This window comes from Methylobacterium sp. 142-1Y (assembly GCF_057747795.1).
Map to the genome: position 1 here is coordinate 4,076,282 of NZ_CM173224.1, position 22,898 is coordinate 4,099,179.

18 protein-coding genes are annotated in these 22,898 nt (G+C 71.2%); 15 read left to right on the plus strand and 3 right to left on the minus strand.

The features are described from left to right. Nucleotides 1-4 precede the first annotated feature (4 nt). Nucleotides 5-1,600 (plus strand): DHA2 family efflux MFS transporter permease subunit, encoded by a 1,596-nt coding sequence (locus AC3AOF_RS18620; protein WP_236989453.1) that lies wholly within the window; start codon nt 5-7, stop codon nt 1,598-1,600. Nucleotides 1,601-1,603: 3 nt separating this feature from the next. Further along, nucleotides 1,604-2,542 (plus strand): cation diffusion facilitator family transporter, encoded by a 939-nt coding sequence (locus AC3AOF_RS18625; RefSeq protein WP_488346151.1) that lies wholly within the window; start codon nt 1,604-1,606, stop codon nt 2,540-2,542. A 124-nt stretch (nt 2,543-2,666) separates the two neighbouring features. Here AC3AOF_RS18625 and AC3AOF_RS18630 read toward each other — a convergent pair whose 3' ends face one another. Further along, nucleotides 2,667-3,965 (minus strand): transglycosylase SLT domain-containing protein, encoded by a 1,299-nt coding sequence (locus tag AC3AOF_RS18630; RefSeq protein WP_488346152.1) that lies wholly within the window; start codon nt 3,963-3,965, stop codon nt 2,667-2,669. A gap of 347 nt (nt 3,966-4,312) precedes the next feature. On the opposite strand from AC3AOF_RS18630, the gene AC3AOF_RS18635 reads away from it, so the two are divergent. The 11 genes from AC3AOF_RS18635 to AC3AOF_RS18685 all read left to right on the plus strand — a co-directional run bounded on the left by AC3AOF_RS18635 (nt 4,313) and on the right by AC3AOF_RS18685 (nt 17,030). Beyond that, nucleotides 4,313-5,503, plus strand: coding sequence for an inositol-3-phosphate synthase (locus AC3AOF_RS18635; protein ID WP_236989450.1), 1,191 nt, complete (start codon nt 4,313-4,315; stop codon nt 5,501-5,503). Nucleotides 5,504-5,505: 2 nt separating this feature from the next. Then, the gene (locus tag AC3AOF_RS18640; protein ID WP_488346153.1) at nt 5,506-6,432 is read left to right on the plus strand and encodes an HD domain-containing protein; all 927 of its coding nucleotides are present in this window, start codon (nt 5,506-5,508) and stop codon (nt 6,430-6,432) included. 103 nt (nt 6,433-6,535) lie between these two features. Then, nucleotides 6,536-7,708 carry a class I SAM-dependent methyltransferase gene (locus AC3AOF_RS18645; RefSeq protein WP_488346154.1) on the plus strand — a complete coding sequence of 391 codons (1,173 nt, stop codon included), beginning with the start codon at nt 6,536-6,538 and terminating at the stop codon, nt 7,706-7,708. Further along, a complete protein-coding gene (locus tag AC3AOF_RS18650; RefSeq protein WP_236989447.1) occupies nt 7,708-8,742 on the plus strand; it encodes a Gfo/Idh/MocA family protein in 1,035 nt (344 codons plus the stop codon). Before AC3AOF_RS18645 ends, AC3AOF_RS18650 begins: the two co-directional genes overlap by 1 nt. Nucleotides 8,743-8,980: 238 nt before the next feature. Then, nucleotides 8,981-10,537, plus strand: a complete 1,557-nt coding sequence (locus AC3AOF_RS18655) for a YcaO-like family protein (protein WP_488346155.1) — start codon at nt 8,981-8,983, stop codon at nt 10,535-10,537. Further along, nucleotides 10,534-11,358 carry a sugar phosphate isomerase/epimerase family protein gene (locus AC3AOF_RS18660; RefSeq protein WP_488346156.1) on the plus strand — a complete coding sequence of 275 codons (825 nt, stop codon included), beginning with the start codon at nt 10,534-10,536 and terminating at the stop codon, nt 11,356-11,358. The genes AC3AOF_RS18655 and AC3AOF_RS18660 overlap by 4 nt, the downstream gene beginning before the upstream one ends. Next, nucleotides 11,355-12,590 carry a glycosyltransferase family 4 protein gene (locus AC3AOF_RS18665; protein WP_488346157.1) on the plus strand — a complete coding sequence of 412 codons (1,236 nt, stop codon included), beginning with the start codon at nt 11,355-11,357 and terminating at the stop codon, nt 12,588-12,590. Before AC3AOF_RS18660 ends, AC3AOF_RS18665 begins: the two co-directional genes overlap by 4 nt. 371 nt (nt 12,591-12,961) lie before the next feature. Further along, nucleotides 12,962-13,711, plus strand: coding sequence for a PIG-L deacetylase family protein (locus tag AC3AOF_RS18670; protein WP_488346158.1), 750 nt, complete (start codon nt 12,962-12,964; stop codon nt 13,709-13,711). Then, nucleotides 13,708-14,331 carry a uracil-DNA glycosylase gene (locus AC3AOF_RS18675; RefSeq protein ID WP_236989442.1) on the plus strand — a complete coding sequence of 208 codons (624 nt, stop codon included), beginning with the start codon at nt 13,708-13,710 and terminating at the stop codon, nt 14,329-14,331. Before AC3AOF_RS18670 ends, AC3AOF_RS18675 begins: the two co-directional genes overlap by 4 nt. A gap of 169 nt (nt 14,332-14,500) precedes the next feature. Then, nucleotides 14,501-15,625, plus strand: a complete 1,125-nt coding sequence (locus tag AC3AOF_RS18680; RefSeq protein WP_236989441.1) for a lysylphosphatidylglycerol synthase domain-containing protein — start codon at nt 14,501-14,503, stop codon at nt 15,623-15,625. Next, nucleotides 15,594-17,030 (plus strand): ATP-binding protein, encoded by a 1,437-nt coding sequence (locus AC3AOF_RS18685; protein WP_236989440.1) that lies wholly within the window; start codon nt 15,594-15,596, stop codon nt 17,028-17,030. The genes AC3AOF_RS18680 and AC3AOF_RS18685 overlap by 32 nt, the downstream gene beginning before the upstream one ends. Here the strand turns inward: AC3AOF_RS18685 and AC3AOF_RS18690 are convergent. Then, the gene (locus AC3AOF_RS18690; RefSeq protein ID WP_236989439.1) at nt 16,997-17,635 is read right to left on the minus strand and encodes a DUF1007 family protein; all 639 of its coding nucleotides are present in this window, start codon (nt 17,633-17,635) and stop codon (nt 16,997-16,999) included. The two genes, AC3AOF_RS18685 and AC3AOF_RS18690, sit on opposite strands and share 34 nt — an antisense overlap. Before the next feature lie 136 nt (nt 17,636-17,771). Between AC3AOF_RS18690 and AC3AOF_RS18695 the strand changes: the two genes are divergently transcribed. Beyond that, nucleotides 17,772-20,183 (plus strand): heavy metal translocating P-type ATPase, encoded by a 2,412-nt coding sequence (locus AC3AOF_RS18695; protein ID WP_488346159.1) that lies wholly within the window; start codon nt 17,772-17,774, stop codon nt 20,181-20,183. A 357-nt stretch (nt 20,184-20,540) separates the two neighbouring features. Next, entirely contained in the window at nt 20,541-21,773 is a 1,233-nt protein-coding gene (locus AC3AOF_RS18700) for a GGDEF domain-containing protein (RefSeq protein WP_236989437.1), read from the plus strand. A 7-nt stretch (nt 21,774-21,780) separates the two neighbouring features. On the opposite strand, the gene AC3AOF_RS18705 is transcribed toward AC3AOF_RS18700, so the two are convergent. Next, complete coding sequence (locus AC3AOF_RS18705) at nt 21,781-22,869, minus strand: mandelate racemase/muconate lactonizing enzyme family protein (RefSeq protein WP_488346160.1); 1,089 nt, start codon at nt 22,867-22,869, stop codon at nt 21,781-21,783. Nucleotides 22,870-22,898: the final 29 nt, after the last annotated feature.

Consider the following 22,898-nt stretch of genomic DNA (forward strand, 5'->3'; position numbering starts at 1 on the left):
GCCGATGAGCGCCCAGAACCCCGCCGACAGCGCCGCCGGCGACCACAATCCCTGGATCATCGCCATGGTGGTGGCGCTCGCCACCTTCATGGAGGTGCTCGACACCACGATCGCCAACGTGGCCCTGCGCTACATCGCCGGCGGGCTGGCGGTGGGCCCCGACGAGGCGGCCTGGGTGGTGACGAGCTACCTCGTCGCCAACGCGATCGTGCTCACGGCGTCGAGCTTCCTCGCCAAGCGCTACGGGCGCAAAGCCTTCTTCATGGCGGCGATCGCGCTGTTCACCGTCTCCTCGGTGCTGTGCGGCCTCGCCTGGAGCCTCGAATCGCTGCTGTTCTTCCGGATCCTTCAGGGGCTCGGCGGCGGCGGCATGGCGCCGCTGGCGCAGTCGATCCTGGCCGATTCCTTCCCGCCGGAGAAGCGCGGCCAGGCCTTCGCCCTCTACGGCGTCGCCATCGTGGTCGCCCCCGTGGTCGGCCCGACGCTGGGCGGCTGGCTTTCCGACCAGTATTCCTGGCACTGGTGCTTCCTCATCAACGCCCCGGTCGGCGTGATCGCCCTGTTGTTGATCTGGTGGCTGGTCCAGGACCCGAAATCCGCGATCGAGGAGAGGAAGCGCCTGCGCCGAGACGGCGTGCGCTTCGATATCGTCGGCTTTCTCTTGGTGGCGACCTTCCTGGGTTCGCTCGAGGTCGTCCTCGACGAGGGCCAGCGCAAGGACTGGTTCGGCTCGAACCTGATCGTGGTCTTCGCCTGCCTGATGGTGGCGTCGTTCGTGGCGATGATCCCGTGGGAGCTGAACCACAAGAACCCGGTCATCGACCTGCGCCTTTTGGGCAAACGCCAGTTCGGCTCCTGCTTTCTGGTGATGCTCGCCACCGGCGCCATCCTGATCGCCACGACGCAGTTCCTGCCGCAACTGCTCCAGGATTATTTCGGCTACACCGCCACCTGGGCCGGCCTGGCGCTCTCGCCCGGCGGCATCGTCACCGCGATGATGATGTTCGTGGTCGGCCGCCTCTCGGGCTTCGTCCAGCCGAAATACCTGATCGCCACGGGTGCCACCATCATCGCCTTCGCGATGTACGACCTGACGAATCTCTATGGCGATCTCAACTTCGGCTTCTTCGTCTGGTCGCGAATCTATATCGGGCTCGGCCTGCCGATGATCTTCCTGTCGATCACCGCCGCCTCCTACGAGGGCATTACCAAGGACCAGACCGACCAGGCCTCGGCGCTGATCAACGTCGCGCGCAACGTCGGCGGTTCGATGGGCGTGTCGCTCGCCCAGAACATCCTGGCCTACCGCCAGCAATTCCACACCAGCCGGCTCGTCGAGCACGTCGTGCCCTCGGAGCCGGCCTACCAGGAGAGCTTGCGGGCCGCGACGCAGTTCTTCGCCACCCGCGGCGCCAGCATGGTCGATGCCCAGGGCCAGGCCACCGCCTGGATCGGCCAGCAGGTCCAGACCCAGTCGGCGTTCCTCGCCTATATCGACGTGTTCTGGGCGCTCGCCATCGTCTCGGCCTGCGCGGTGCCGCTGGCGATGATCCTCAAGAACGTGAAGCGCGGCGGCGAGGCCCCGGTCGGGGGGCACTGAGCCTTGCCGTCGGGATCGAAGCTCGTCGTCTATGCGGCGCTGGCCGGCAACCTCGCCATCGCGGTCACCAAGCTCGCCGCGGCGTCCTATACCGGGTCGGGGGCGATGTTCACGGAGGCCGTGCATTCCTTCGTCGACACCGGCAACCAGGGCCTGCTGCTCTACGGGATGCGGCGTGCGGCCCGGCCGGCCGACGACAGCCACAATTTCGGGCACGGGCTGGAACTGTATTTCTGGTCCTTCGTCGTCGCGCTGCTGATCTTCACGCTGGGCGGCGCCTACGCGGTCTACGAGGGCGTCGAGAAGCTGCACCGCCCCGAGCCGGTGACGGCGCCCTGGGTCAATGTCGGGGTCATCGCCCTGTCGGCGGTCTTCGAGGGGCTGTCGTTCCGCACGGCCCGGCGGGAGATGCGGGCGCGCTTCGCCCGCGAATCGCTCTGGACGGCGGTGACCCGCAGCAAGGATCCGGGCACCTTCGCGATCATCCTGGAGGACGGGGCGGCGCTGATCGGCCTCGGGCTCGCCCTCGCCGGCGTGGTCGCGAGCGGCTTTCTCGGCTGGCCCCAGGGCGACGGCGTCGCCTCGGTGGCGATCGGCTGCCTCCTCATCGCGACGGCGGGCGTGCTGTTTCGCGAGACCCGCAGCCTGCTCACCGGCGAGAGCGCCTCGCCGCGGGTGATCGAGCAGGCGCGGGCGGTCCTGACGGCCGATCCGCGGGTGGTGCGGATCGAGCGGATGCGCAGCCTGCAGCTCGGCCCCGGCACGGTGCTGCTCGCCGTCACCCTCGATCTCGATCCCGACCTGACCGGCGAAGGGCTCAGGCGCACCACGGCCGATCTGCGCGCCGCGATCCGCCACGGCCTGCCGGGCGTCGCCCATCTCTACTTCCAGCTGCCGGTGCACGAGCACGAGGGCCGGAAGGCGCGGGCGGTAACCGGTTAAAAAATCCCGAACGAGCCGGAACCGGCCGGTGCATCGCGGGTTGTAGGATTGTCCCCGGCGCGCGGGCCGTCCTTCTCGTGCTCCGCTCCCTTGGCCGCTTCGCTCAAAGAGGCCGGGGGGGATATCAGGGCAGTTGGCTCAGGGCCGCGGGCGGCACGTCGTTCGGCCTGCGGGTGTCGATCTGCTCGGCGATCGCTGCGACCGGCTGATACAGGTCGAGGCGCTGGTCGATCATGCCGTCGAGGCGGTCATAAACCTCGGCGACCGTCAGGCTGCGCGTCTTCCGGCCTTCGCGGCGAAAGAACAGCGAGCGATTCGCCTTTGCGGCGGCCTTGAACGAGGCCTGGGCCGGCTGGTGCGGGTTCTCCACCGTCAGCTCCATGAACTTGCCGGCGCTCGCCGCCCCCAGGAAATGGGCGAAGTAGCATTCCGTCGGCTTCAGGTCACGGCCAAGGCGCTGCTCCACGCGGTTGCGGTCGCGCTTCATCATCTCGCCGGCCATCAGGCTCGCCGCGTAGGGGTCGCGCCGCAGGGCCAGCACCCGGCGCCGGTCGGCCTCCTTCAGCACCACCAGGGTACCGCCGCGCTTCTCGATCAGCTCGGCCTCCGCCGCGTAGCCGTGCTTGGCGCCGAAGCTGCGCACCAGTTCGAGCCAGGTGCCGGTGAGGAACTGGAACAGCCCTTCGGCCGTCGAGGTCGCCGCGCGGACGCTCGGCTGGAAGCTCGATTCCTTGTCCGCCAGCGCCATCAGGTAGACCGGGTCGGTCTCGGTGTCGCGGGCGGCCCGCACGATGGTCTCGACCAGGACCCGCGGCACCTTCTTGTCGCCGAAGATCACCAGCCCGTCCGCGGTCTCCTCGGGCAGGGCCATCACCTCGGGCAGGGAGATGTCGTCGGACGGGGCGGCCTCCGGCGGGAGGGCGATCTCCCGGGACAGCGAGGCCTCCCGGAGCGGCGCGGCCCCGGTGCCGGGCGTGGCCTCGTCGAGAGCGGTCCTGTCGCTGGACGACGCCGTCTCGTCGAGGCCGGCCTCGCCCCGCATCTCCTGACCGAGACGCTCGAGGTCGTCGCGGATCAGCGCCGTGGTGCTCGGAGTTTGCTCGATCAGGGCCGGGCCGCGCCAGTCCGGCGACAGGCCGCGGGCCTCGAGTGCCAAGCGGGGGGCCGCGAGGTCGATCCGGTCATGCGCTTCCGCCGCCGGGGCGACGGCGTCCTGCGGCAGGCAGGCCGCGAAGGCGACGCCGACGGCAAGCACTGCTGCGGCCTTGCGGCTCAGCGAGGCGGCCAGCGACAGGGTCCGGCCGCGCGCTCCGGAATGATGGCCTTCGCGGGCATCGAGCCAGCGGATGGTGTCGGTGCCCGCCTCGGGCACGAGTCGGCCAGCGTCGTCGGCGCAGGGCGCCGGCTCCGGGTAAACCCCCATCTGCAACCTTTTGTCCTTGCCGTTTATCCTGGGCGCGGGTCTTGGCCCCGAGAGGCCACGCCGTGTTTCGTGCTTCGCTCGCCGGCACCTCTGGCCGTCCGGTGTGTCCAGAATGGGACGAGGCAGCGGCGGCGCCTGAGGCCATTTTGCGGCACGATTTCCATCGAGATGGTTAACGAGCGGTTCTGCGGGGCCGTCCCGGCCGATCGGGAGGGCACGAAAAAATCGCGGGCGCTCCGGAACCAAATACTCCCCGGGGCATTCACTCTCGCCATGCGGAGTGAGCGAATGATTGCTCCGTCGCCCCGTCCGGGGCCCGCGGGCCTGAGAGAGGACATTCCCTACCGATGAGCATGCAGCCCGGTCGGCGCGTCGGCGTCGCTTTCGTCGGGATGGGGGGTGCCGTCGCCACCACCGCCATCGCCGGCATCGAGATGATCAAGTCCGGCTCGAATCGTCTCGACGGTCTGCCCCTTGCGGGCCACGCGGTGGCCGGGATGGTCGGGTACAAGGATCTCGTCTTCGGCGGCTGGGACCTCAACGGCGACGATCTCGGCGCCGCGGCGACCGGCCACGGCGTGCTGACGAAGCAGGACATCGAGAACGGCGCCCAGGTGCTCAAGGGCATGAAGCCCTGGCCGGCGGTCGGCAGCGCCAAGTTCTGCAAGAACATCGACGGCGGCAACCGCATCGTCGCCAAGGACCACCGCGGGGCGGTCGATTGCATCGCCGACGACCTCAAGCGCTTCCGCGAGGAATCCGGCGTCGACGACGTCGTGGTGGTCAACCTCGCCTCGACCGAGCGCTGGCCCGACCTCGACGACCCGACGCTGAATTCGGCCGCCGCCTTCGAGCGCGGCCTCGACGCGAGCGACGAGGCGATCAGCCCGGCGATGCTCTACGCCTATGCGGCGATCAAGAACGGCATCCCCTACGCCAACTTCACGCCCTCCGTCGCCGCCGACGTGCCGGCGCTCGTCGATCTCGCGCGTCAGATGAACGTCCCGGTCGCCGGCAAGGACGGCAAGACCGGCCAGACCATGATGAAGACGGTGCTGGCCCCGGCGCTCAAGTCGCGGGCGCTCCACGTCGACGGCTGGTTCTCCACCAACATCCTCGGCAACCGCGACGGCCTCGCGCTCAACGACAAGGACTCGCTCCAGTCCAAGCTCAACACCAAGGGCACGGTGCTGGATTCGATCCTCGGCTATCCGGTCGAGGACCACCTGGTCCACATCCACTATTACCGCCCGCGCGGCGACGACAAGGAGGCCTGGGACAACATCGACGTCACCGGCTTCCTCGGTCAGAGGATGCAGATCAAGGTCAACTTCCTGTGCAAGGACTCGATCCTGGCCGCGCCCCTGGTGATCGAGATCGCCCGCGTGCTGGATCTCGCCAAGAAGCGCGGCGACGGCGGCGTGCAGGAGCAGCTGTCGCTGTTCTTCAAGGCGCCGATGGTCAAGAACGGCCACAACCCCGAGCATGCCTTCGGCGTGCAGGAGCGCATGCTGCTCGACTGGCTCGGCGTCCACTAGGGATGGCCGTCAATCCCGACGCGGCGGGCGGGGCTCAGGCCCCGCTTCCTCTCCGCGAGCTCCTGGTCGAGCTCAACGACATCAAGCGCGTCCGGTCCGCCGGGCGCCGCGGCTCGATCGCCGAGCGGCTCTTTCTCCAGGCCTGGTCGGCGCTGGCCGGCGGGGCCGATCCCGAGGCGCTCGCCCTCGACATCACCGCCAAGGCGCTCGCGGCGTCACGCCTCGGCGATCTCGACGCGGCCTTCCTGAGCGTTGCGGGCCTCTCGCCGGGACAGGCGTCGGCCGTGCTGGTGCGGGGCTTCGACGAGGTGGCGGGCCCGCTCGATCCGGCCTTGGCTGGGCGTCTGCGCACGCGCCTCTCCGAGCCGTCGGACTGGGCGGCGGGCCCCGTGCCGCTTTTCGCCCGCCTCCAGGCCGATCAGCCGCGGGCCGGCGTCACCTGCCCGGGCAAGCCGCGCATCCTGCTCGAACCGCCCGAGAACCATGCCGAGCACTGCCTGGTGGTGGCGGTCTACGGCGTGTCCTTGAGCCCGTTCTACGGCGCCGATCCGACCACGGTCTTCGTGGCGGCGCTCGCCCACCACCTGCACAACGCCCTGATGCCGGATGCCGGCTTCACCGGCGAAATCCTGCTCGGCGACCATCTCGATGCGGTCATCGCGACCTTGAGCGAGCGGGCCTTGTCCGAACTGGACGCGCCGCTGCGGGATGTGGTCGCCTCGTCGCGAAAAATCCTGGCGGACGATCGCACGGCGGAGGGCCGCGCCTTCCATGCAGCCGACGTGATCGACCGGGTGCTGCAGATCGCCCAGCACCTGCGGGCGGCTTCGCTCACCATGGACACGGTGCTGGGCGAGATGGCGCTCGTCCATGACGGCCCGGTGAAGGGCTTTCACGATCGGGTCCTCGCCGACATGCGGCTGCCGTGAGGCCGATGGCGGGCGCCCTCGGGAATCCGCAAGTCCTTGGGCCTTCGCGCCCTATCTCACGTCAGAGCCTGCCGCAGGGCGGGCGCCGCGAGGAAACGCATCCGTGATCCCGTTCGGGCTCCTCTCGCCGGTGACCGGCGAGGCGCTGCACCACGATACGCCCCATTCCCTGCGCGAGGGCAAACGCGGCCCGCGCTGGCCGGTGGTCGACGGCATTCCCTACCTGAGGGTCGGCCGCGACGGCCTGATCGGCGAGGTGTTGGGCCATCTCGACAGGGGCGCGCCGGGCCACGCCCTCGAACTCCTTCTCGCCGATCAGGACGATTGGTGGACCGGTCCCAAGGCCGATCCCGCCGCCTTGCGCGATCTCGTGCGCGAGATGAAATACGTCAATTTACGCGAGGCCTGCGCCCGCCTCGGCTGGGGCCGGGTCGGCGACTACTTCGTCAATCGCTGGAGCGACCCGACCTATCTCGCCGGCCTCGCCTTGCTGGAGGCGCATTGGAACAAGCCTCTTTGCGCCTTCGAACTGGCCTGCGGCATCGGGCATTACTTACGCGAGTTGCAGGGGCGGGGCGTGCGGGTGTCGGGGGGAGACGTGGTCTTCTCCAAGCTCTGGGTCGCCCGCCACTGGGTCGCCGGGCAGAGACCGCAGCTCGTCTGCTTCGACGCCGCCTCGCCGCACTGGCCGATCGATCAGGCGCCGGTCGACCTCGTGATGTGCCACGACGCGTTCTACTTCCTGCCCGAGAAGGCCCGCATCCTCGAAGCCTTGCGCAAGACCGCCGGCGAGGAAGGCTGGCTCGCGCTCAGCCACGTCCACAACAGCGCCCGGCCCGGCTTCTCAACCGGGCACGCGGTCTCGGCGGCCGAGATCGAGGAGCTGTTTCCCGACGGGCTCGTCTACGACGACGACGAACTGACCCGCGCCCTCGTCGAGGCCCGCGCTCCGGTGCCGGCGGAACCCACCGCCCTCGACCACGTCGAGGCCTTCTCGGTGGTCTGCGGCCCCGGCATGCGACCGGCACCCCGCCCCTTGGTCGATGGGCTGACCCTGCCGCGGGAGGGGGCCACCTTGCGCCTGAATCCGCTCTACGCGCCCGATCCGGCGGGTGGTTCCACCATCGCCTGGCCCTCCGAGCGCTACCGCGACGAATATGCGGCCCGCGCCACCTATCCGATGCACTCCGAAGGGCCCGAGACCCTGGAGATGACGCCCGAGACCCTCGACCGCGCCCGCACCCGCGAGTTCGTCGACCTGCCGGAGCGGTGGTGATGGGAGACCCGATCGGCTGGGGCATCGTCGGGTTCGGCTGGGTCGCCCGGGACTTCATGGCGCCGGCGATCCGGGAGGCCGGGCATCGTCTCGTGGCGGTCTGCGATCCTGGCGCCGAGGCGCGGGAGGCGGCCTCCCGCCTGGGCGCGCGGGGGCATGCGGATCTCGCCGGGCTCCTCGCCGAGCCGGAGGTCGAGGCGGTCTACGTCGCGACGCCCAACCATCTCCATCGCGGCGCCGTCGAGGCGCTCGCCGCATCCGGCAAGGCGATCCTGTGCGAGAAGCCGATGGCGGCCTCCCTCGCCGACGCCGAGGCGATGGCGGCGGCGGTGGCCCGCACGGGCGCGCTCTACGGCACCGCCTTCGACCAGCGCCACCACCCGGCCCACCGGCTCCTGCGCGACGCGATCCGCGCCGGCCGGGTCGGCACCGTGACGGCGATCCGGATCGTCTATGCCTGCTGGCTCGACCGGGGCTGGACGGCGATACCGGGGCAAGCCAACTGGCGCATCGACCAGGCCCAGGCCGGTGGCGGCGCACTGATGGATCTGGCCCCGCACGGCCTCGACCTGACCGACTTCCTGCTCGACGAACCGATCCTCGACATCACGGCGCTGACCCAGGCGAGGGCGCAGGATTATGCCGTCGACGATGGCGCATTGCTGATCGGCCGCACCGGATCCGGCGTGCTCGCGAGTCTGCACGTCGCCTACAATTGTCCCGACGCGCTGCCGCGTCGCCGCCTCGAGATCGCCGGCACCAAGGGCCTGCTCGTCGCGCAGAACACGATGGGGCAGGAGGCCGGCGGAAGCGTCAGCTTCACCGACGGCGCCACCGGCGAGACGACCCCGCTCCCCTTCGACACCGAGGCCTCGCCGTTCCTGGAGCAGGTCCGGGCCTTCGGGCGCTGCTTACGCGATCCGTCCGGGCGCGACGCCTGGTCGGCCGAGCGCGATCTGCACACCATGCGGCTGCTCGCCCGCGCCTACGCCGCATCCCCCTCGCATCGTCCTGCCTCATCTTCGGAATGTTGAGAGCACTATGAAATTTCCCATCCTCGCACCTCATCCTGAGGTGTCAGTCGATCGAAGATCGACTGACCTCGAAGGAGACCTCCAGAGGTCGCCGGGGTACCTGGAGCCCTCCTTCGAGGCTCGCCACGCTCGCACCTCAGGATGAGGTGAGCGGGTGGGATATCCCTGATGATCGCAAGTCATCAGTACAAGATCGCGCTCAAACAAGCTCAGATGCCCGCGGAGGAGTTTTCGTATCGTGGACAGACCCGCCGCACCCCGCCCCTACGCCTTCGGCCAGTCCCGCATCATCGAAGGACTGCCCGAGCGCCTGCCCGACGCCGTCCGCGCCTATCTCGACGTGCTGCCGCCGGGAAGGATCGTCGGCTTTCCCCTGGCGCCCCTCGACCGGACCGGGGTGCCGTGCTGGTTCGTCTCGCTGTTCCTCGACGATCCCTACTTCGTCGGCGCGATGCCGAGCGGCATCGGCTACGGCGCCACCGACGACGAGGCGATCATCGGTTCGGTGGCGGAGATCGCCGAGAACCTGATGCCGAGCCTGGCGCTGATCCCGCGCAAGAAGGAGCGCGGCAGCTACCACGACCTCGTGCGGGTCTTCGGCGCCAAGTCCGTCGCCGATCCCCTGACCCTCGGCCTGCCGGCGGGAAGCCCGGTCGACCGCGACACGGTGCTCGAATGGACCGGCACGGTCCGGGCTCGGACCGGTGAGACGGTGCTGATGCCGCTCGACCTCGCGGCGACCGACTATTTCGAGCTGTCGGAGGGCTACCAGCCCTTCACAAACCTCATCACCAACGGGCTCGGCGCCGGGCCGGACGTGGATTTCGCCCTCGGGCACGGGCTCCTCGAACTGCTCCAGCGCGACGGCAACGGCCTTCTGTTTCGCGCCCTCGACCAGGGCGTGATGCTCGACACCTCCGAGGGTCTGGGGCCGGAGACGCGCGCGATGCTCGACCGGCTGGAGTCTCTCGGCATCCGCGCGATGCCGAAATTCGCCACCGACCAGTTCGGCTTCACCAACGTCTACTGCGTCGGCTACGACGTCGATGCCGCGCGCACGCCCGCGCCGATCGCGCTCTCGGCCTGCGGCGAGGCCTGCGATCCCGACCGCGAGCGGGCGCTTCGCAAGGCGATCCTGGAATTCCAGGCGGCCCGGGTGCGCAAGACCTTCGGGCACGGCCCCCTGGCGCTCGCCCGCTCGATCACCCCGCCCGGCTACGTCGACGCCTTCATCGAGAAGGCGCTGCCGAGCCTCGACCTGGAGGAGGGGAGGGCGCTTTCCGCGATGCTCGACTGGATCGACAAGCCGGCAGAGACCTTGCGGGACTATCTCTCCGACACCGTCTATTCCGAGCGCGGCACCAAGCGCTTCGCCGACCTGCCGACGCAAGCAGCCCCGACCGGCCAGGACCGCGCCCGCATCGCCCGCGAGCGGCTGGAGGCGGAGGGTTTCGACGTGCTCTACGTCGACGCCTCGCCGCCGGGGGGCGGGGTGGGCATCGTCAAGGCGATCGTGCCGGGTCTCGAGGTCGAGACCATGAGCTACTACCGCATCGGCGAGCGCAACACCCGAAAGCTCATCGAGCGCGACCACCCGCTGATCCGCTTCGGTGAGGAGAGCGACTCTTTACGCCCGGTGCGCCTGACCCCGGAGGCACTGGAGCGCTTCGGCGGCCAGCCGCTCTTCGACGTGGCGTTGGCCGAACGGATCGTCGGCCCGCTCTATCCGCTCTACCGCGAGCCGGAATCGCACCACGCGCCGTTCCGGCTCGAGCGCCGGGGGAGGGCGGCATGAGCCTGCGCTTCGCCTACAACACCAACGGGGCGGCCAATCACCGCCTCGACGACGCGCTGAGCCTCATCGCCGATGCCGGCTATGACGGCGTCGCGCTGACCCTCGACATCCACCACCTCGACCCCTTCGCGTCGAGCTGGGCGCAGGACGCCGAGCGGGTGCGCGGCCGGCTCTACGCCTTGAACCTCGGCTCGGTGATCGAGACCGGGGCCCGCTTCCTCCTCGACCCGCGGGCCAAGCACGAGCCGACCCTGGTGACGGCGGATGCGGCCGGGCGGGCCCGCCGGGTCGCCTTCCTGCAGCGCGCCATCGACATCGCGGCGATCCTCGGCTCGGAAGCGGTGTCGTTCTGGGCCGGGGTGCCGAAGCCGGGCGTCGATCCGGAAGCCGCCAAGGGCTGGCTGCGGTCGGGCCTCGTAGAGGTCGCGGCCTACGCCGCCGAGCGCCGGGTCGTGGCGGCTCTGGAGCCCGAGCCCGGGATGCTGGTCGAGACCCTGGACGATTACGCGGCGTTGGCGATCCCGTCCTTGAGCTTGGCGCTGGATACCGGCCATTGCCTGGTGACGCAGGAGCGCGATCCTGCCGCGGCCGTGACGGAATTCGCCGACCGGCTCGGCACCGTGGCGATCGAGGACATGGCGCGGGGCACCCACATCCACCTGCCCTTCGGCGAGGGCGACATGGACATCCCCGGTGTGCTCCACGCCCTTGAGGCGATCCACTTCCAGAAACTCGTCTGCGTCGAACTCTCCCGCGAGAGCCACCGGGCCGACCGGATGATCCCGGATTCGCTGCGCTACTTGCGGGAGTGCCGCCGATGAGGATCTGTTTCGTCAGCCGGCGCTACTTCCCGGCGATTTCCGGCATGAGCGTCTATGCGCAGAACCTGCTGCGTGAACTCGTCGGCGCGGGCCACGACGTGACCATGGTGAGCCAGTACCGGGGCGACGCCTTCGGCACGAAGGTCTATGGCGGCGGCCCGCCGCCGGCGGTGCCGGGCGTCCGGGTGATCGGCATCGAACAACGCGGCGAGCAGGAGAGCGGCGATTTCGAGCGCGACATCGCCACGATGGTCGAGACGATCGTGGCCGAGCACCAGAAAAAGCCGTTCGACGTGCTGCACGCGCAGTACGGCTACCCGACGGGCTTTGCCACGCTGATCGCCTCGCAACGCCTGGGCGTCCCGAACGTGGTCTCGATCCAGGGCGGCGACGGCCATTGGGTCGGCTCGTGCTGCGAGACCCATCGCCTCGCCATGGTGCGGGTGCTGGCCCATGCCAACGCGCTGCTGATCGGCGGGTGCTCCTTCGTGGCCGAGGTTTGCGACCGGCTCGGCAGCGATCCGGATCGCTTCACCATCGTGCCCGGCGCCGTCGATACCGCGCGCTTCCGTCCGCCCGAAGGATGGCAGCCGGGCGACGCGGCCGACCCGGTGCGGCTGTTCTATCACGGCCGGGTCGATCGCCGGAAAGGCGTGCTCGACTTCCTCGACGCCTTGAGCCTGCTGCGCCTGCGCGGCACGCCGTTCTCCGCCATCATCTCCGGCATCGGGCCCGACGTGGAGCCGGCCCGCGACCTCGCCGCCGATCTCGGCTTCCCGGAGAGCCAGGTCCGCTTCACCGGTTATGCCGAATACGACGCCGTGCCGGACCTCTACGCGATGGGCGACGTCTTCGTCTCGCCGACCTACGCGGAGGGGTTCTCCAACACCATCCTGGAAGCCATGGCGGCGGGGCAGGCGGTGGTCTCGACCCATTCCGTCGGCGTCTCCGACTGCCTGCGCGACGGCGAGAACGGGTTGCTGGTCCAGCCCGGCGACGTGCCGGCTCTGGCCGAGGCCCTGCATCGGATCGTCACCGACCGCCGCTTACGCGCCCGCCTGGCGGCGGCGGCCCTGGAGGAGTGCCGGCGGGTCTATTCCTGGCAGGCGGTGGGGCGGCAGATCATGGACGTCTATGCGTCGGTGAAGGACGAGCGGCCGGACCCGGCCTTCGACCCGGATCTACCGCATGATCCGAGCTGCCGCTTCCGGGCCGAGCCGCATCTGTTGTGAGGCTCGCTCCCGCGGGGAAGGCTTACGCCTGTGTCGGTGCGCATCCCTCCTCTCCCCGCGGGCGGGGAGAGGGTTTCGCCCCCCTCGTCGGGGGCGAAACGAGGCGGCAGCCGAGGGTGAGGGGGTGCTACCGAAAGAGTCTCACTCGTCTAAGCAGACTTGCGTTGGCAGGCCAACGCTTCGTCCGCTTAGATCCTTGTTTTATCGCAGATTTTTTCCGCAAAACCGGCGGCCACTTTTGCGAAATCTGCTTAGACCCCCTCACCCTCGCCCTGCGGGCTTGCTGTTCCCCCTGAACGGCGGAACAGCCCTCTCCCCGCCCGCGGGGAGAGGGGGAACCCGCACCACACTGGTTGTCTCAGTCGAGTCCCATGCCCACAGCCCTCGCCCTCTCGCCCCATCTCGACGATGCCGCCTTCTCTTGCGGCGGCACCCTGGCGCAGCTCGCGAGCGGGGGGTGGCGGGTGGTGATGGTGACGCTGCTCACCGCCAGCGTGCCCGACCCGGCCGGCTTCGCGCTGGCCTGCCAGCTCGACAAGGGGCTCGGGCCCGAGGTCGACTACATGGCGTTGCGCCGCGACGAGGATCGGGCGGCGGCGGCGTTGCTCGGGCTGACCCCGCCGGTCCACGTCGCCCTGACCGAGGCCCCGCATCGCGGCTACGCCTCGGCGCCCGCGCTCTTCACTGAGACCCGGCCCGACGACCCGCTCGCCGACGATCTCGGCCCCGTCCTCGCCCGCCTGATGGAGGAGGCGGTGCCCGACCTGCTGCTGGCGCCTCAAGGCGTCGGCGGTCATGTCGATCACGTGCAGCTGGTCCGCGCGCTGACCGCGCTCGCCCCCGCCTGCCCGATCCTGTGGTGGCGCGACTTTCCCTATACGGTGCGCCACCCCGATCCGAAGGAGCCGTTCCGCGAAACCTTCGGGGCGTTGAGCCCCGTCACCGTGCGCCTGTCCCCGCAGGAGGAGGCGGCCAAGCACGCGGCCTGCGCAGCCTATGCGAGCCAGATCGGGTTCCAGTTCGGCGGCCCCGCCGGCCTCGCCGAGCGCCTGAGCGCCGAGGACGCGCGCGAGCATTTCCGCCTCGCCGGCCCGATGCCGGACGGGCTGACGCTGGCGTGAACCCGGCGGCCCCGAAAAGCCTGGCCGATCCCGGCGCCGTCGCGGCGCGCCACGCCCTCGCGGAGGTCAGCCTCCACCTCGCTCCCTTGCGCCGCCTCGCCGAGCGCATCCGGGCCGAGCAGGACAGGCCGGTGCCCGAGGCCGATCCCCTCGACGGCGGCGTCTCGGCCCGCCTGCTCCTCCTCCTCGAGACCCCCGGCCCGGCCACCGGCCGCACCGCCTTCGTCTCCCGCGACAACCCGACCGGCACCGCCGCCAATCTCTTTCGCTTCCTCGATGGAGCCGGCATCGCCCGGACCGACACCCTGATCTGGAACGCCGTGCCCTGGGTGATCCACGCCCCCGGTGCCCGCAACCGGGCGCCGCGCACGGGCGAGATCCGGGCGGCCCGGGCCTACCTGGAGCCGCTCGTCGACCTGATGCCGGACCTCGCCGTCGTCGTCCTGTCCGGCAGGGTCGCGCAGGCCCTGGCGCCCGTCCTCGGCGCGGCGCGGCCGGGCCTTCCGGTCGTGGCGATCCCGCATCCGAGCCCGACCTATGTCTGCACCAGCCCGGCGGTGCCGGCCCGCATCGCCGCCGGCCTCGGCGAGGCCGCCCGGCAGCTCGGTCTCCCCGGCTGATTCGCCCGCTGCCGCATGGTCCGGCTGGTCATTCGCCGGCAGAGGGCCTACATGGCCCCTCATGCGAGCGGGGCTCGGTCGGAGTGCCGCCGGGCACCTTTGTGCGCGAGCCTGGCCGCGATCGGCCGCGGGCTCGTGCCCGCGACCAGCGGGGTCGGACGCCGACGCGATGAATTTCGCCAGCCAGGACAAGAACCTCGCGCAGGCCAGACCCCTGCGCGACGCGGGTGCGGGGGATGACCTCCCGCGCGACGAGGATCCGGCCGGGCAGGATCCGGGAAAGGATCCGCAGGTTGCGGGCGGGCAACATGCCCGCCACCGGCGCCGCTATGCCTGGATCGGTACGCTCGCCAGCGTCGTGCTGTTCGTCATCTCGCTGGGGGTGCTGGGCAAGCTCGTCTCCACCGTGACCTGGGCCGACCTGCGCACCGCCTTCCTGGCGGCGACGCCGAACCAGGTCGGGCTGGCCATCGGCCTCGTGGTGGTGAGCTACCTCTTCCTCACCTGCTACGACGCCCTGGCGCTCAGACAGCTCAAGCTGAAGGTGCCCTACCGCACCACCGCGCTCGCCTCCTTCACCAGCTACGCGGTCAGCTTCAATCTCGGCTTCCCGCTGCTCACTGCCGGCACGGTGCGCTACTGGATCTATTCGGGGCAGGGCTTGAGCCCCGGGCGCATCGCCGCGCTCACCATCGTTGCCGGCTTCACCTTCTGGCTCGGCATGGGGGCGGTGCTCGGAATCAGCTTGATCCGCGAGGCCGAGCCGCTCTCGCACCTCACCTATACCAGCGTCCTCCTCAACCAGGTGCTCGGAGTCGCGACGCTGGCCGCCGTGCTGGCCTATCTCGCCTGGGTCACCGTCAAGCGCCGCAGCGTCAAGGTGCGGGGCTGGCGCCTGGAACTGCCGGGTCTCAAGCTCTCCTTGAGCCAGATGCTGGTCGGCGCCGGCGACGTCTGCGCGGCGGCCGGCGTGCTCTACGTGCTGCTGCCGGCCGGCCACGGCGTCAGCTTCGAGGCCTTCGTGGCGATCTACGTGCTCGCCGCGATGCTCGGCATCGCCAGCCATGCGCCGGGCGGGCTCGGGGTGTTCGAGGCCACGGTGCTGCTGGCGCTCTCCGGGCTGCCGCGGGAATCGGTCCTCGGCGCGCTGCTGCTGTTCCGGGTCTGCTACTACCTGATCCCGTTCGTGGTGGCGCTCGCTGCGCTCGGCGCCTATGAGATCGCCAAGCGGGCGCGCCTCACCCCGCGGGAGGCGCCCGACGATGATGCCGCCGAGAGCGACGCCAAGCCCTGATTCCGGCGATCCGCCGGAGGACGGGCCTCCCGACGCCGCTTCGCCGCCGGTCTTCCCCAGCGCCGCGGGCGCCCTCCCGGCCGCCCGCCGGGCGGCGTGGCGGGGCGCGCTCGGGGCCGTGCTGACGTTCCTGGCCGGGCATGCCTGGCTGCACGGGTTCGATCTCGGCACCGGGCTCCTGGGACTCCTCGCCCTCCTGGTCGGCGGTCTCGTCGCCGCGCCGCGCCGGGGCGAGCCGGTACCGCGCTTCGATGCGCAAGGAAGCCGGGGCCGCCACGGCCTCGCCGAGGCGTTGCTCGCCAACATTCCCGATCCGGTCATCCTGATCGACCGCCGCTCCCTGGTGATCGAATCGAACGCCGCCGCCCGCGCGCTCCTGCCGTCCTTGCGCCCGCGCCACCCCCTCTCCTTCGCGCTGCGCGACCCCGACGTGCTCGACGGGATCGAGATCGTCCTACGCACCGGCGAGCCGCTGAAGACGCTCTATTCGCCGCGGGTGCCGACCGAGCGCACCTTCGAGGTGCAGATCGGCGCGATGCAGGGCGGCGAGGCCGGGCGGGCCGGGCCGAACGTCGTGCTGTTCCTGCGCGACCTCACCTCGGCCCAGCGCCTCGAGACGATGCGGGTCGATTTCGTCGCCAATGCCAGCCACGAGCTGCGCACGCCCCTCGCTTCGCTGCTCGGCTTCATCGAGACCCTGCAGGGCCCGGCCCGGGACGACGCCAAGGCGCGGGAGCGCTTCCTCGGCATCATGCGGGTGCAGGCCCTGCGCATGACGCGGCTGATCGACGACCTCCTGTCGCTCTCGCGCATCGAGTTGCGCGTCCACGTGCCGCCGACGCAAGGGGTCGACGTCGTGCCGCTCGCCCGCCAGATCGCCGATGCGCTGGGGCCGATCGCCGGCGAGCGCGGCGTCGCCATCACGCTCGACGCCGCGCCCGGGCCGCACCGCGTGCTGGGCGACCGGGACGAGATCCTGCGGGTGATCGAGAACCTGGTCGAGAACGCCGTGAAATATGGTGGTGACGGCGGCCGGGTCGCGGTCTCCCTCGACACCCTGCCGGCGGAGGAGAACCGGCCGCCGCAGGTCGAGATCGCGGTGCGCGACGAGGGCCCGGGCATCGCTCCCGAGCACCTGCCGCGCCTGACCGAACGGTTCTACCGGGTCGATGCCGCCTCCAGCCGCCAGCAGGGCGGAACCGGCCTCGGCCTCGCCATCGTCAAGCACATCCTCAACCGCCATCGCGGCCGGCTGGTGATCGAGAGCACCCCGGGGGAGGGGGCGACGTTCCGGGCCCTGATCCCGGCCTTGGGCGACGCAAAGAACTCGGGCGACGCAAAGAAGGAGGGCGGCCCGAAGAAGGCCCTGGATCAGGGGCAGGCGACGAGCAGCCGCCCGATATAGTCCACGGCCGCCGCGGCGGCGGCGCCCGGCGTGCCGGTGGCCTCGTCGTCGGGGATCAGCTGCTCGCCCTCCTGAGCCTGCCGGCTCGGACGGTTGAGCTTCAGCACGCATTCCGCGCTGCCCGACAGCTTGACCGGCTCGCCCGGCGGCAGCCCGAAGGCGACGTAGAAATCCGGATCGTCGAAGCTCACCACCAGATTGCGCACCGGGCCGGCGGGGCCTTGCGGCACCAGGGTGAAGTCGAGGGTGAGGCGCCCTTGCGCGAAGCTCGCCTTCGGGGAGGGGCCGGCCTTCAGGGCGAGCGGGCGCCCGTTGAGTTTTCCTTGCGTGAAGAAGGCCGTCTCGGCCATCGCCCCCAGGCGCTCGACGGCGAGTTCGTCGAGCTTCGCCGGGTCCGGCACGCCGTCGCGCTTCGAATCGAGGTTCAGCACCGAGAAGGCGGAATATTCCGGGTCGAAGGTCCAGGATTCGCGGATCGCCACCAGGTTGCGCTTCTGGTCGAGCACCAGCTCTGCCCGCGCCTGCACCCAGACATGGGGATGCGCCAGAGCCGCCCCCGCCCCGCCGCAGACCATCGCCGATACCGCCAGAACCCGCCCGATCATCGCCTGCTCCCGCTTCGCCCGGCGCTCTGGCGCCCGAGCGCGGCGAAAGCATGTTCGTGACGCAACGGCCGGCGGCGATCGGGGCGGTATCGCCGGGCGGTTCCGCACCCCACATCCGCTCGTGGGAGACCGCACCATGACCGCACCCGCCCGCCGCCTCACCCTGCCCGTCGAGGGCATGACCTGCGCGTCCTGCACCGGGCGGGTCGAGCGGGTGCTGAAACGGGTACCGGGCGTGCAGGCCGTGGCCGTCAACCTCGCCACCGGCCGCGCCACCCTCGATCTGACCCCCGACAACGACCCGGCGGCGCTCGCCGCGGCCGTGGAGGATGCCGGCTACGCGGTGCCCGAGGCGGTGAGCGAACTCACCGTGGAGGGCATGACCTGCGCGTCCTGCACCGGGCGGGTCGAGCGGGTGCTGAAAGCCGTCCCGGGTGTGCGCGAGGCGAGCGCCAACCTCGCCACCGGTCGGGTGAGCGTGCGCCACCCCGCCGGCCTCGTCCCCCTCGATGCCCTGGAAGCCGCCGTGCGGGAGGCCGGCTACGAGCCCCGCCCGGTGCGTGCGGGGACGGACGCTCCGGCGGCCCCGCGCGAGGCCGAGACGCTGACCCGCGACCTCATTCTCTCGGCTCTCCTGTCGCTCCCCGTCGTCGTGCTCGACATGGGGCGCCACGTCGTCGGTCACGGCCTCCTGCCGGAGGCCTGGAGCGCCGGCATCCAGGCCGCGTTCGCCACCCTGGTCCTGTTCGGGCCTGGCCGGCGCTTCTTTGTCCGCGGCCTGCCCGGCCTGGTGCGCGGCCACCCGGACATGAACGCCCTGGTGGCGCTTGGCGCCGGCGCCGCCTACCTGTTCTCCCTGGTCGCGACGCTGGTGCCGCACTGGCTCCCGGCCGGTGCGGCCCATGTCTATTTCGAGGCCTCGGTCCTCATCGTCACCCTGATCCTGCTCGGCCGCAGCCTGGAGGCGCGGGCCCGGGGCCGCACCGGCGCGGCGGTGGCGCGCCTCGTCGGCCTCGCGCCGAAGACCGCGCTCGCCTTGCGGGACGGCGCCGAGACCGAGGTGCCGGTGGCCGACCTCGCGGTCGGCGACCACGTCCGCGTCCGCCCCGGCGAACGCCTGCCGGCGGATGGACGGGTGATCGAGGGCGCCTCCCGCATCGACGAGAGCATGCTCACCGGGGAGCCGGTACCGGTGGCGAAGGGGCCGGGCGATCCCGTCACCGGTGGCACCGTCAACGGCACCGGCGCCCTGATCGTCCGGGTCGAGCGGGTCGGCGCCGACACGGCGCTGGCCCAGATCGTCCGCATGGTCGAGGCGGCGCAAGGAGCGAAGCTCCCGATCCAGGCGCTGGCCGACCGGGTCACCGCGTGGTTCGTGCCGGCGGTGCTGGCGCTCGCCCTCCTGACGGCCCTCACCTGGCTCGCCCTCGCGCCGCCGCCCGCCCTCGGCCCCGCCCTGGTCCATGCCGTCGCGGTGCTGATCATCGCCTGCCCCTGCGCTATGGGGCTCGCCACCCCGACCTCGATCATGGTCGGCACCGGCCGGGCGGCGGAACGCGGCATCCTGTTTCGCAGCGGCGCCGGCCTGCAGTCCCTGGAGGAGGTGCGCGTCGTCGCCTTCGACAAGACCGGCACCCTGACGGAGGGCCGCCCGACCCTCACCGACCTGATCCCGGCCCCCGGCTTCGACGCCGACGACGTGCTGGCCCTGGCCGCCGCCCTCGAAACCCGCTCCGAGCACCCGATCGGCCGCGCCATCGTGGCGGCGGCCGCCGACCAGGGCCTGGACCTGCCGCCGGTGAGCGCGTTCGCGGCGGTGCCGGGCCACGGCATCACCGGCCGCGTCGGGGACCGCACGGTCGCCATCGGCGCCGCCCGTCACCTCGCGGGCCTCGATCTCTCGGGGCTCGCGCCCCAGGCCGAGCGCCTGGCGATGGAGGGACGCTCCCCGCTCTACCTCGCCCTCGACGGCGTTCCGGCGGCCTTGCTGGCGGTGTCCGATCCGATCAAGCCCGGCGCCGCCGCTGCCGTGCGGGCGCTCATCGACCAGGGCCTCGCCGTCGCCCTCGTCACCGGCGACGACCGCCGCACCGCCGAGGGCGTCGCACGCAGCCTCGGCATCGCCACGGTGCTCGCCGAGGTGCTGCCTGCCGGCAAACGCGACGCCGTCCGGGCTTTGCGCGAGGCGCACGGTCCGGTCGCCTTCGTGGGCGACGGCATCAACGACGCCCCGGCGCTTGCCGAGGCCGATGCGGGCCTGGCGCTGGGCACCGGCACCGATGTGGCGGTGGAGAGCGCCGACGTGGTGCTGATGGCCGGCGATCCCGCCACCGTCGCCGAGGCGCTGCGTCTGTCGCGGGCGGTGATGCGCAACATCCGCCAGAACCTGTTCTGGGCCTTCGCCTACAACGTGGCGCTGATCCCGGTGGCGGCGGGCGTGTTGCGGGCGGTCGGCGGGCCGTCCCTGTCGCCGGTGCTGGCGGCGGGCGCCATGGCCCTGTCGAGCGTGTTCGTGGTGGGGAACGCGCTGCGGTTGCGACGGGTCTGAGCGGCGCGCCATCGCTGTCCGCCCGGAGGCGAACGTATCCGTGCCGGGACCGCGCATCGTCTCCAGCTTGACCGTGGACGTCCGGGCGATCAATCATGCCTTAAGTCCCGTCTGCCAGGGTCATCCGGGATCGATGGGACGTGACGATCACCTGCAATGCGCGCGAGCACTGGGTTGCAACCTGCAACTGACCTTTGTTCGCCCCCGGTTCCCGGGGCGGAAGCCTTGGCGGCGTTCCTCGAACGCGTCCGAGGTGCCTTCGCCGTTCATGCCGTCCTCCTGCTCGGCTCCCAATACGGCCCCCAAGACGGCCCCCAAGACGGCTCCCATTCCGGCCCGCCCCTGGCGGCGGCCGGCGTGGGCGTCCCGGAGGCCCTCGTCGATCTCTGCCGGGCCGCATCGGTCGAGGAATCGGAAGACGGTCTTCGCGTCGTCGCCGATCTGCGCACCGCCGTGCGGTGGCGCACTCACCCGGCGGTCACCGGCGTGCCGGGCTGCCGGTTCCTGGCGATCCACGCCCTCGGCCCCGGATCGGGCGTCCTCGCCCTCGTCGACCGTGCGCCCCGCCGCCTGACCCTCGCCCAGCGCCGGCGCCTCGCCGATTTCGCCGCCGCCGCGGAGTCCCTCGCCCGGGCAACCCTGGGCTTTCGCGAGGCCCTCGCCCGTCAGGAACTGGCGCTGGTGCAGAGCCGCAAGATCTTCGACCGCGCCTCGGCGGCGGCGCGGATCGGGGTGTGGGAATGCGGCCTGCCGGACGAGGCCCTGACCTGGACCGATCAGGTCTACGCGATGTTCGACCTGCCGCGCGGCGCAACCCTCGACCGGGACAGGATCGTCGCCTGCTACGCGCCCGAATCCCGCGAGGCGCTGGCCGCGGCCCGCAGCCGCGCCATCGCCGAACGGGGCGGCTTCACCCTCGATGCCGAGATCGTCAGCTTCACCGGCCGCCGCCGCTGGATCCGCATCACCGCCCTGGTCGAGTGCGAGGGCGGGATGCCGGTGCGGATCTTCGGGATGAAGCAGGACATCACCGAGGAGAAGCTGCTCGCCGACCGGACCCGCTACCTCGCCGAGTTCGACGCCATGACGGGGCTCGCCAACCGGGCGACGTTCCAGGACCGGTTCGCCGCGCTCGACCGGCCCCCGCCCGGCCGGGCCCCTTTCGGCGCCCTGCTGCTCATCGATCTCGACGGGTTCAAGCCGGTCAACGACACGTTCGGGCACGCCGCCGGCGATGCCTGCCTGGTCGAGGTCGCGGCCCGGCTGCGCCTGTCGTGCCGCGACGACGACCTCGTCGCCCGGATCGGCGGCGACGAATTCGCGATCCTGCTCGCCACCACGGCCCCCGGCATCGCCGAGGAGGTGGCGGCCCGCCTCATCGCCGCCCTGAGCCGGCCGATGACCTGGGCCGGCCGGGCCTTCACGATCGGCGCCTCGATCGGCATCGCCCGCACCGACGGCCGCCCCTCCGCCGACCTCTTCGTGGCGGCGGATGCGGCGCTCTACGCGGCGAAGGCGGAGGGGCGCGGGCGGTTCCGGGTGGCGGATGCCGAGGGGGGCGGGCTGCGAGAGGCGGCGCGGCGCGCGTGACCGGGGATCAGGCCCGGATCGCCGCGAGCCCCTTCCAGTCGAACACGATGCCGTGGCCCGGCCGGTCCGGCGCCACCGCGAACCCGTCCTCGATCGCCAGTGGCTCGGCGATGTAGGCGTCGAGCCCGAAGCCGTGTGCCTCCAGGTAGGAGCGGTTGGGTACGGCGGCGAGCAGGTGCACCGTGACGTCGTGCGCGCCGTGGGATGTGACCGGCAGGTTGAAGGCCTCGGCGAGGTGCGCGATCTTCATGAACGGTGTGACGCCGCCGCAATTCGTCACGTCGGGCTCCGGATAGGTGACGCCGCCGGCCGCGATCAACTGCTTGAAGTCCCACAACGAGCGCAGGTTCTCGCCCGCGGCGATCGGCAGCCCGCCCTCGCGCACGACGCGCGCTTGCCCGGCGACGTCGTCGGGGATCACCGGCTCCTCCAGCCAGGTCAGGTCGAAGGGCCGGAGCGCGCGGGCGGCGCGGATGGCCTCGTCGGCGCTCCAGCGCATGTTGGCGTCGACCATCAGCGGGAACCCGTCGCCGAGATGCCCGCGCATCGCCCGCACCCGCTCGATATCCTCGGACAGCCGCTCGCGCCCCACCTTCATCTTGATGGCGCGGAACCCTTTCTTCAGGTTGTCGTCGGTCTGGCGCAGCAGCCGGTCGAGCGGCAGCTGAAGGTCGATGCCGCCGGCATAGACCCGCACGCGCGGATCGTGGCCCCCGAGCAGCGTCCAGAGCGGCTGGGCGAGGCGCTTCGCCTTCAGGTCCCACAACGCCATGTCGAGGGCCGACTGGGCGAGCACCGCCGGCCCGCCGCGGCCGCCGTAATGCTGGCCCCACCAGATCCGCTGCCACAGATGCGCGATCCGGTCGGCCTCCTGGCCCACGATCTGGTCGGGAATGTCGCGCCGCAGGATCGCGTCGATGGCGGCGCCGTTGCGACCGCAGGTATAGGTATAGCCGGTGCCCTCCGCCCCGTCGGCATCCCGCAGGCGGACGGTGTTGAGCTCGAAGGCCGGCATGTCGCCGTGCATGCTGTCGCTGAGGGTGACCGACAGCTTCACGCGGTAATACCCGGCCTCCAGCGAGACGATGCGGGCCATGGCGCTCCTCCCTTTTGTGCGGCTCGTCG

Bases quoted from the DNA above. Each gene is read 5' to 3' on its own strand.
- AC3AOF_RS18640 (WP_488346153.1), top strand. From the start codon at position 5,506: ATGGCCGTCAATCCCGACGCGGCGGGCGGGGCTCAGGCCCCGCTTCCT.
- AC3AOF_RS18705 (WP_488346160.1), bottom strand. From the start codon at position 22,869: ATGGCCCGCATCGTCTCGCTGGAGGCCGGGTATTACCGCGTGAAGCTG.
- AC3AOF_RS18680 (WP_236989441.1), top strand. From the start codon at position 14,501: ATGAATTTCGCCAGCCAGGACAAGAACCTCGCGCAGGCCAGACCCCTG.
- AC3AOF_RS18665 (WP_488346157.1), top strand. From the start codon at position 11,355: ATGAGGATCTGTTTCGTCAGCCGGCGCTACTTCCCGGCGATTTCCGGC.
- AC3AOF_RS18660 (WP_488346156.1), top strand. From the start codon at position 10,534: ATGAGCCTGCGCTTCGCCTACAACACCAACGGGGCGGCCAATCACCGC.
- AC3AOF_RS18635 (WP_236989450.1), top strand. From the start codon at position 4,313: ATGAGCATGCAGCCCGGTCGGCGCGTCGGCGTCGCTTTCGTCGGGATG.
- AC3AOF_RS18690 (WP_236989439.1), bottom strand. From the start codon at position 17,635: ATGATCGGGCGGGTTCTGGCGGTATCGGCGATGGTCTGCGGCGGGGCG.
- AC3AOF_RS18650 (WP_236989447.1), top strand. From the start codon at position 7,708: ATGGGAGACCCGATCGGCTGGGGCATCGTCGGGTTCGGCTGGGTCGCC.
- AC3AOF_RS18620 (WP_236989453.1), top strand. From the start codon at position 5: ATGAGCGCCCAGAACCCCGCCGACAGCGCCGCCGGCGACCACAATCCC.
- AC3AOF_RS18695 (WP_488346159.1), top strand. From the start codon at position 17,772: ATGACCGCACCCGCCCGCCGCCTCACCCTGCCCGTCGAGGGCATGACC.
- AC3AOF_RS18685 (WP_236989440.1), top strand. From the start codon at position 15,594: ATGATGCCGCCGAGAGCGACGCCAAGCCCTGATTCCGGCGATCCGCCG.
- AC3AOF_RS18630 (WP_488346152.1), bottom strand. From the start codon at position 3,965: ATGGGGGTTTACCCGGAGCCGGCGCCCTGCGCCGACGACGCTGGCCGA.
- AC3AOF_RS18670 (WP_488346158.1), top strand. From the start codon at position 12,962: ATGCCCACAGCCCTCGCCCTCTCGCCCCATCTCGACGATGCCGCCTTC.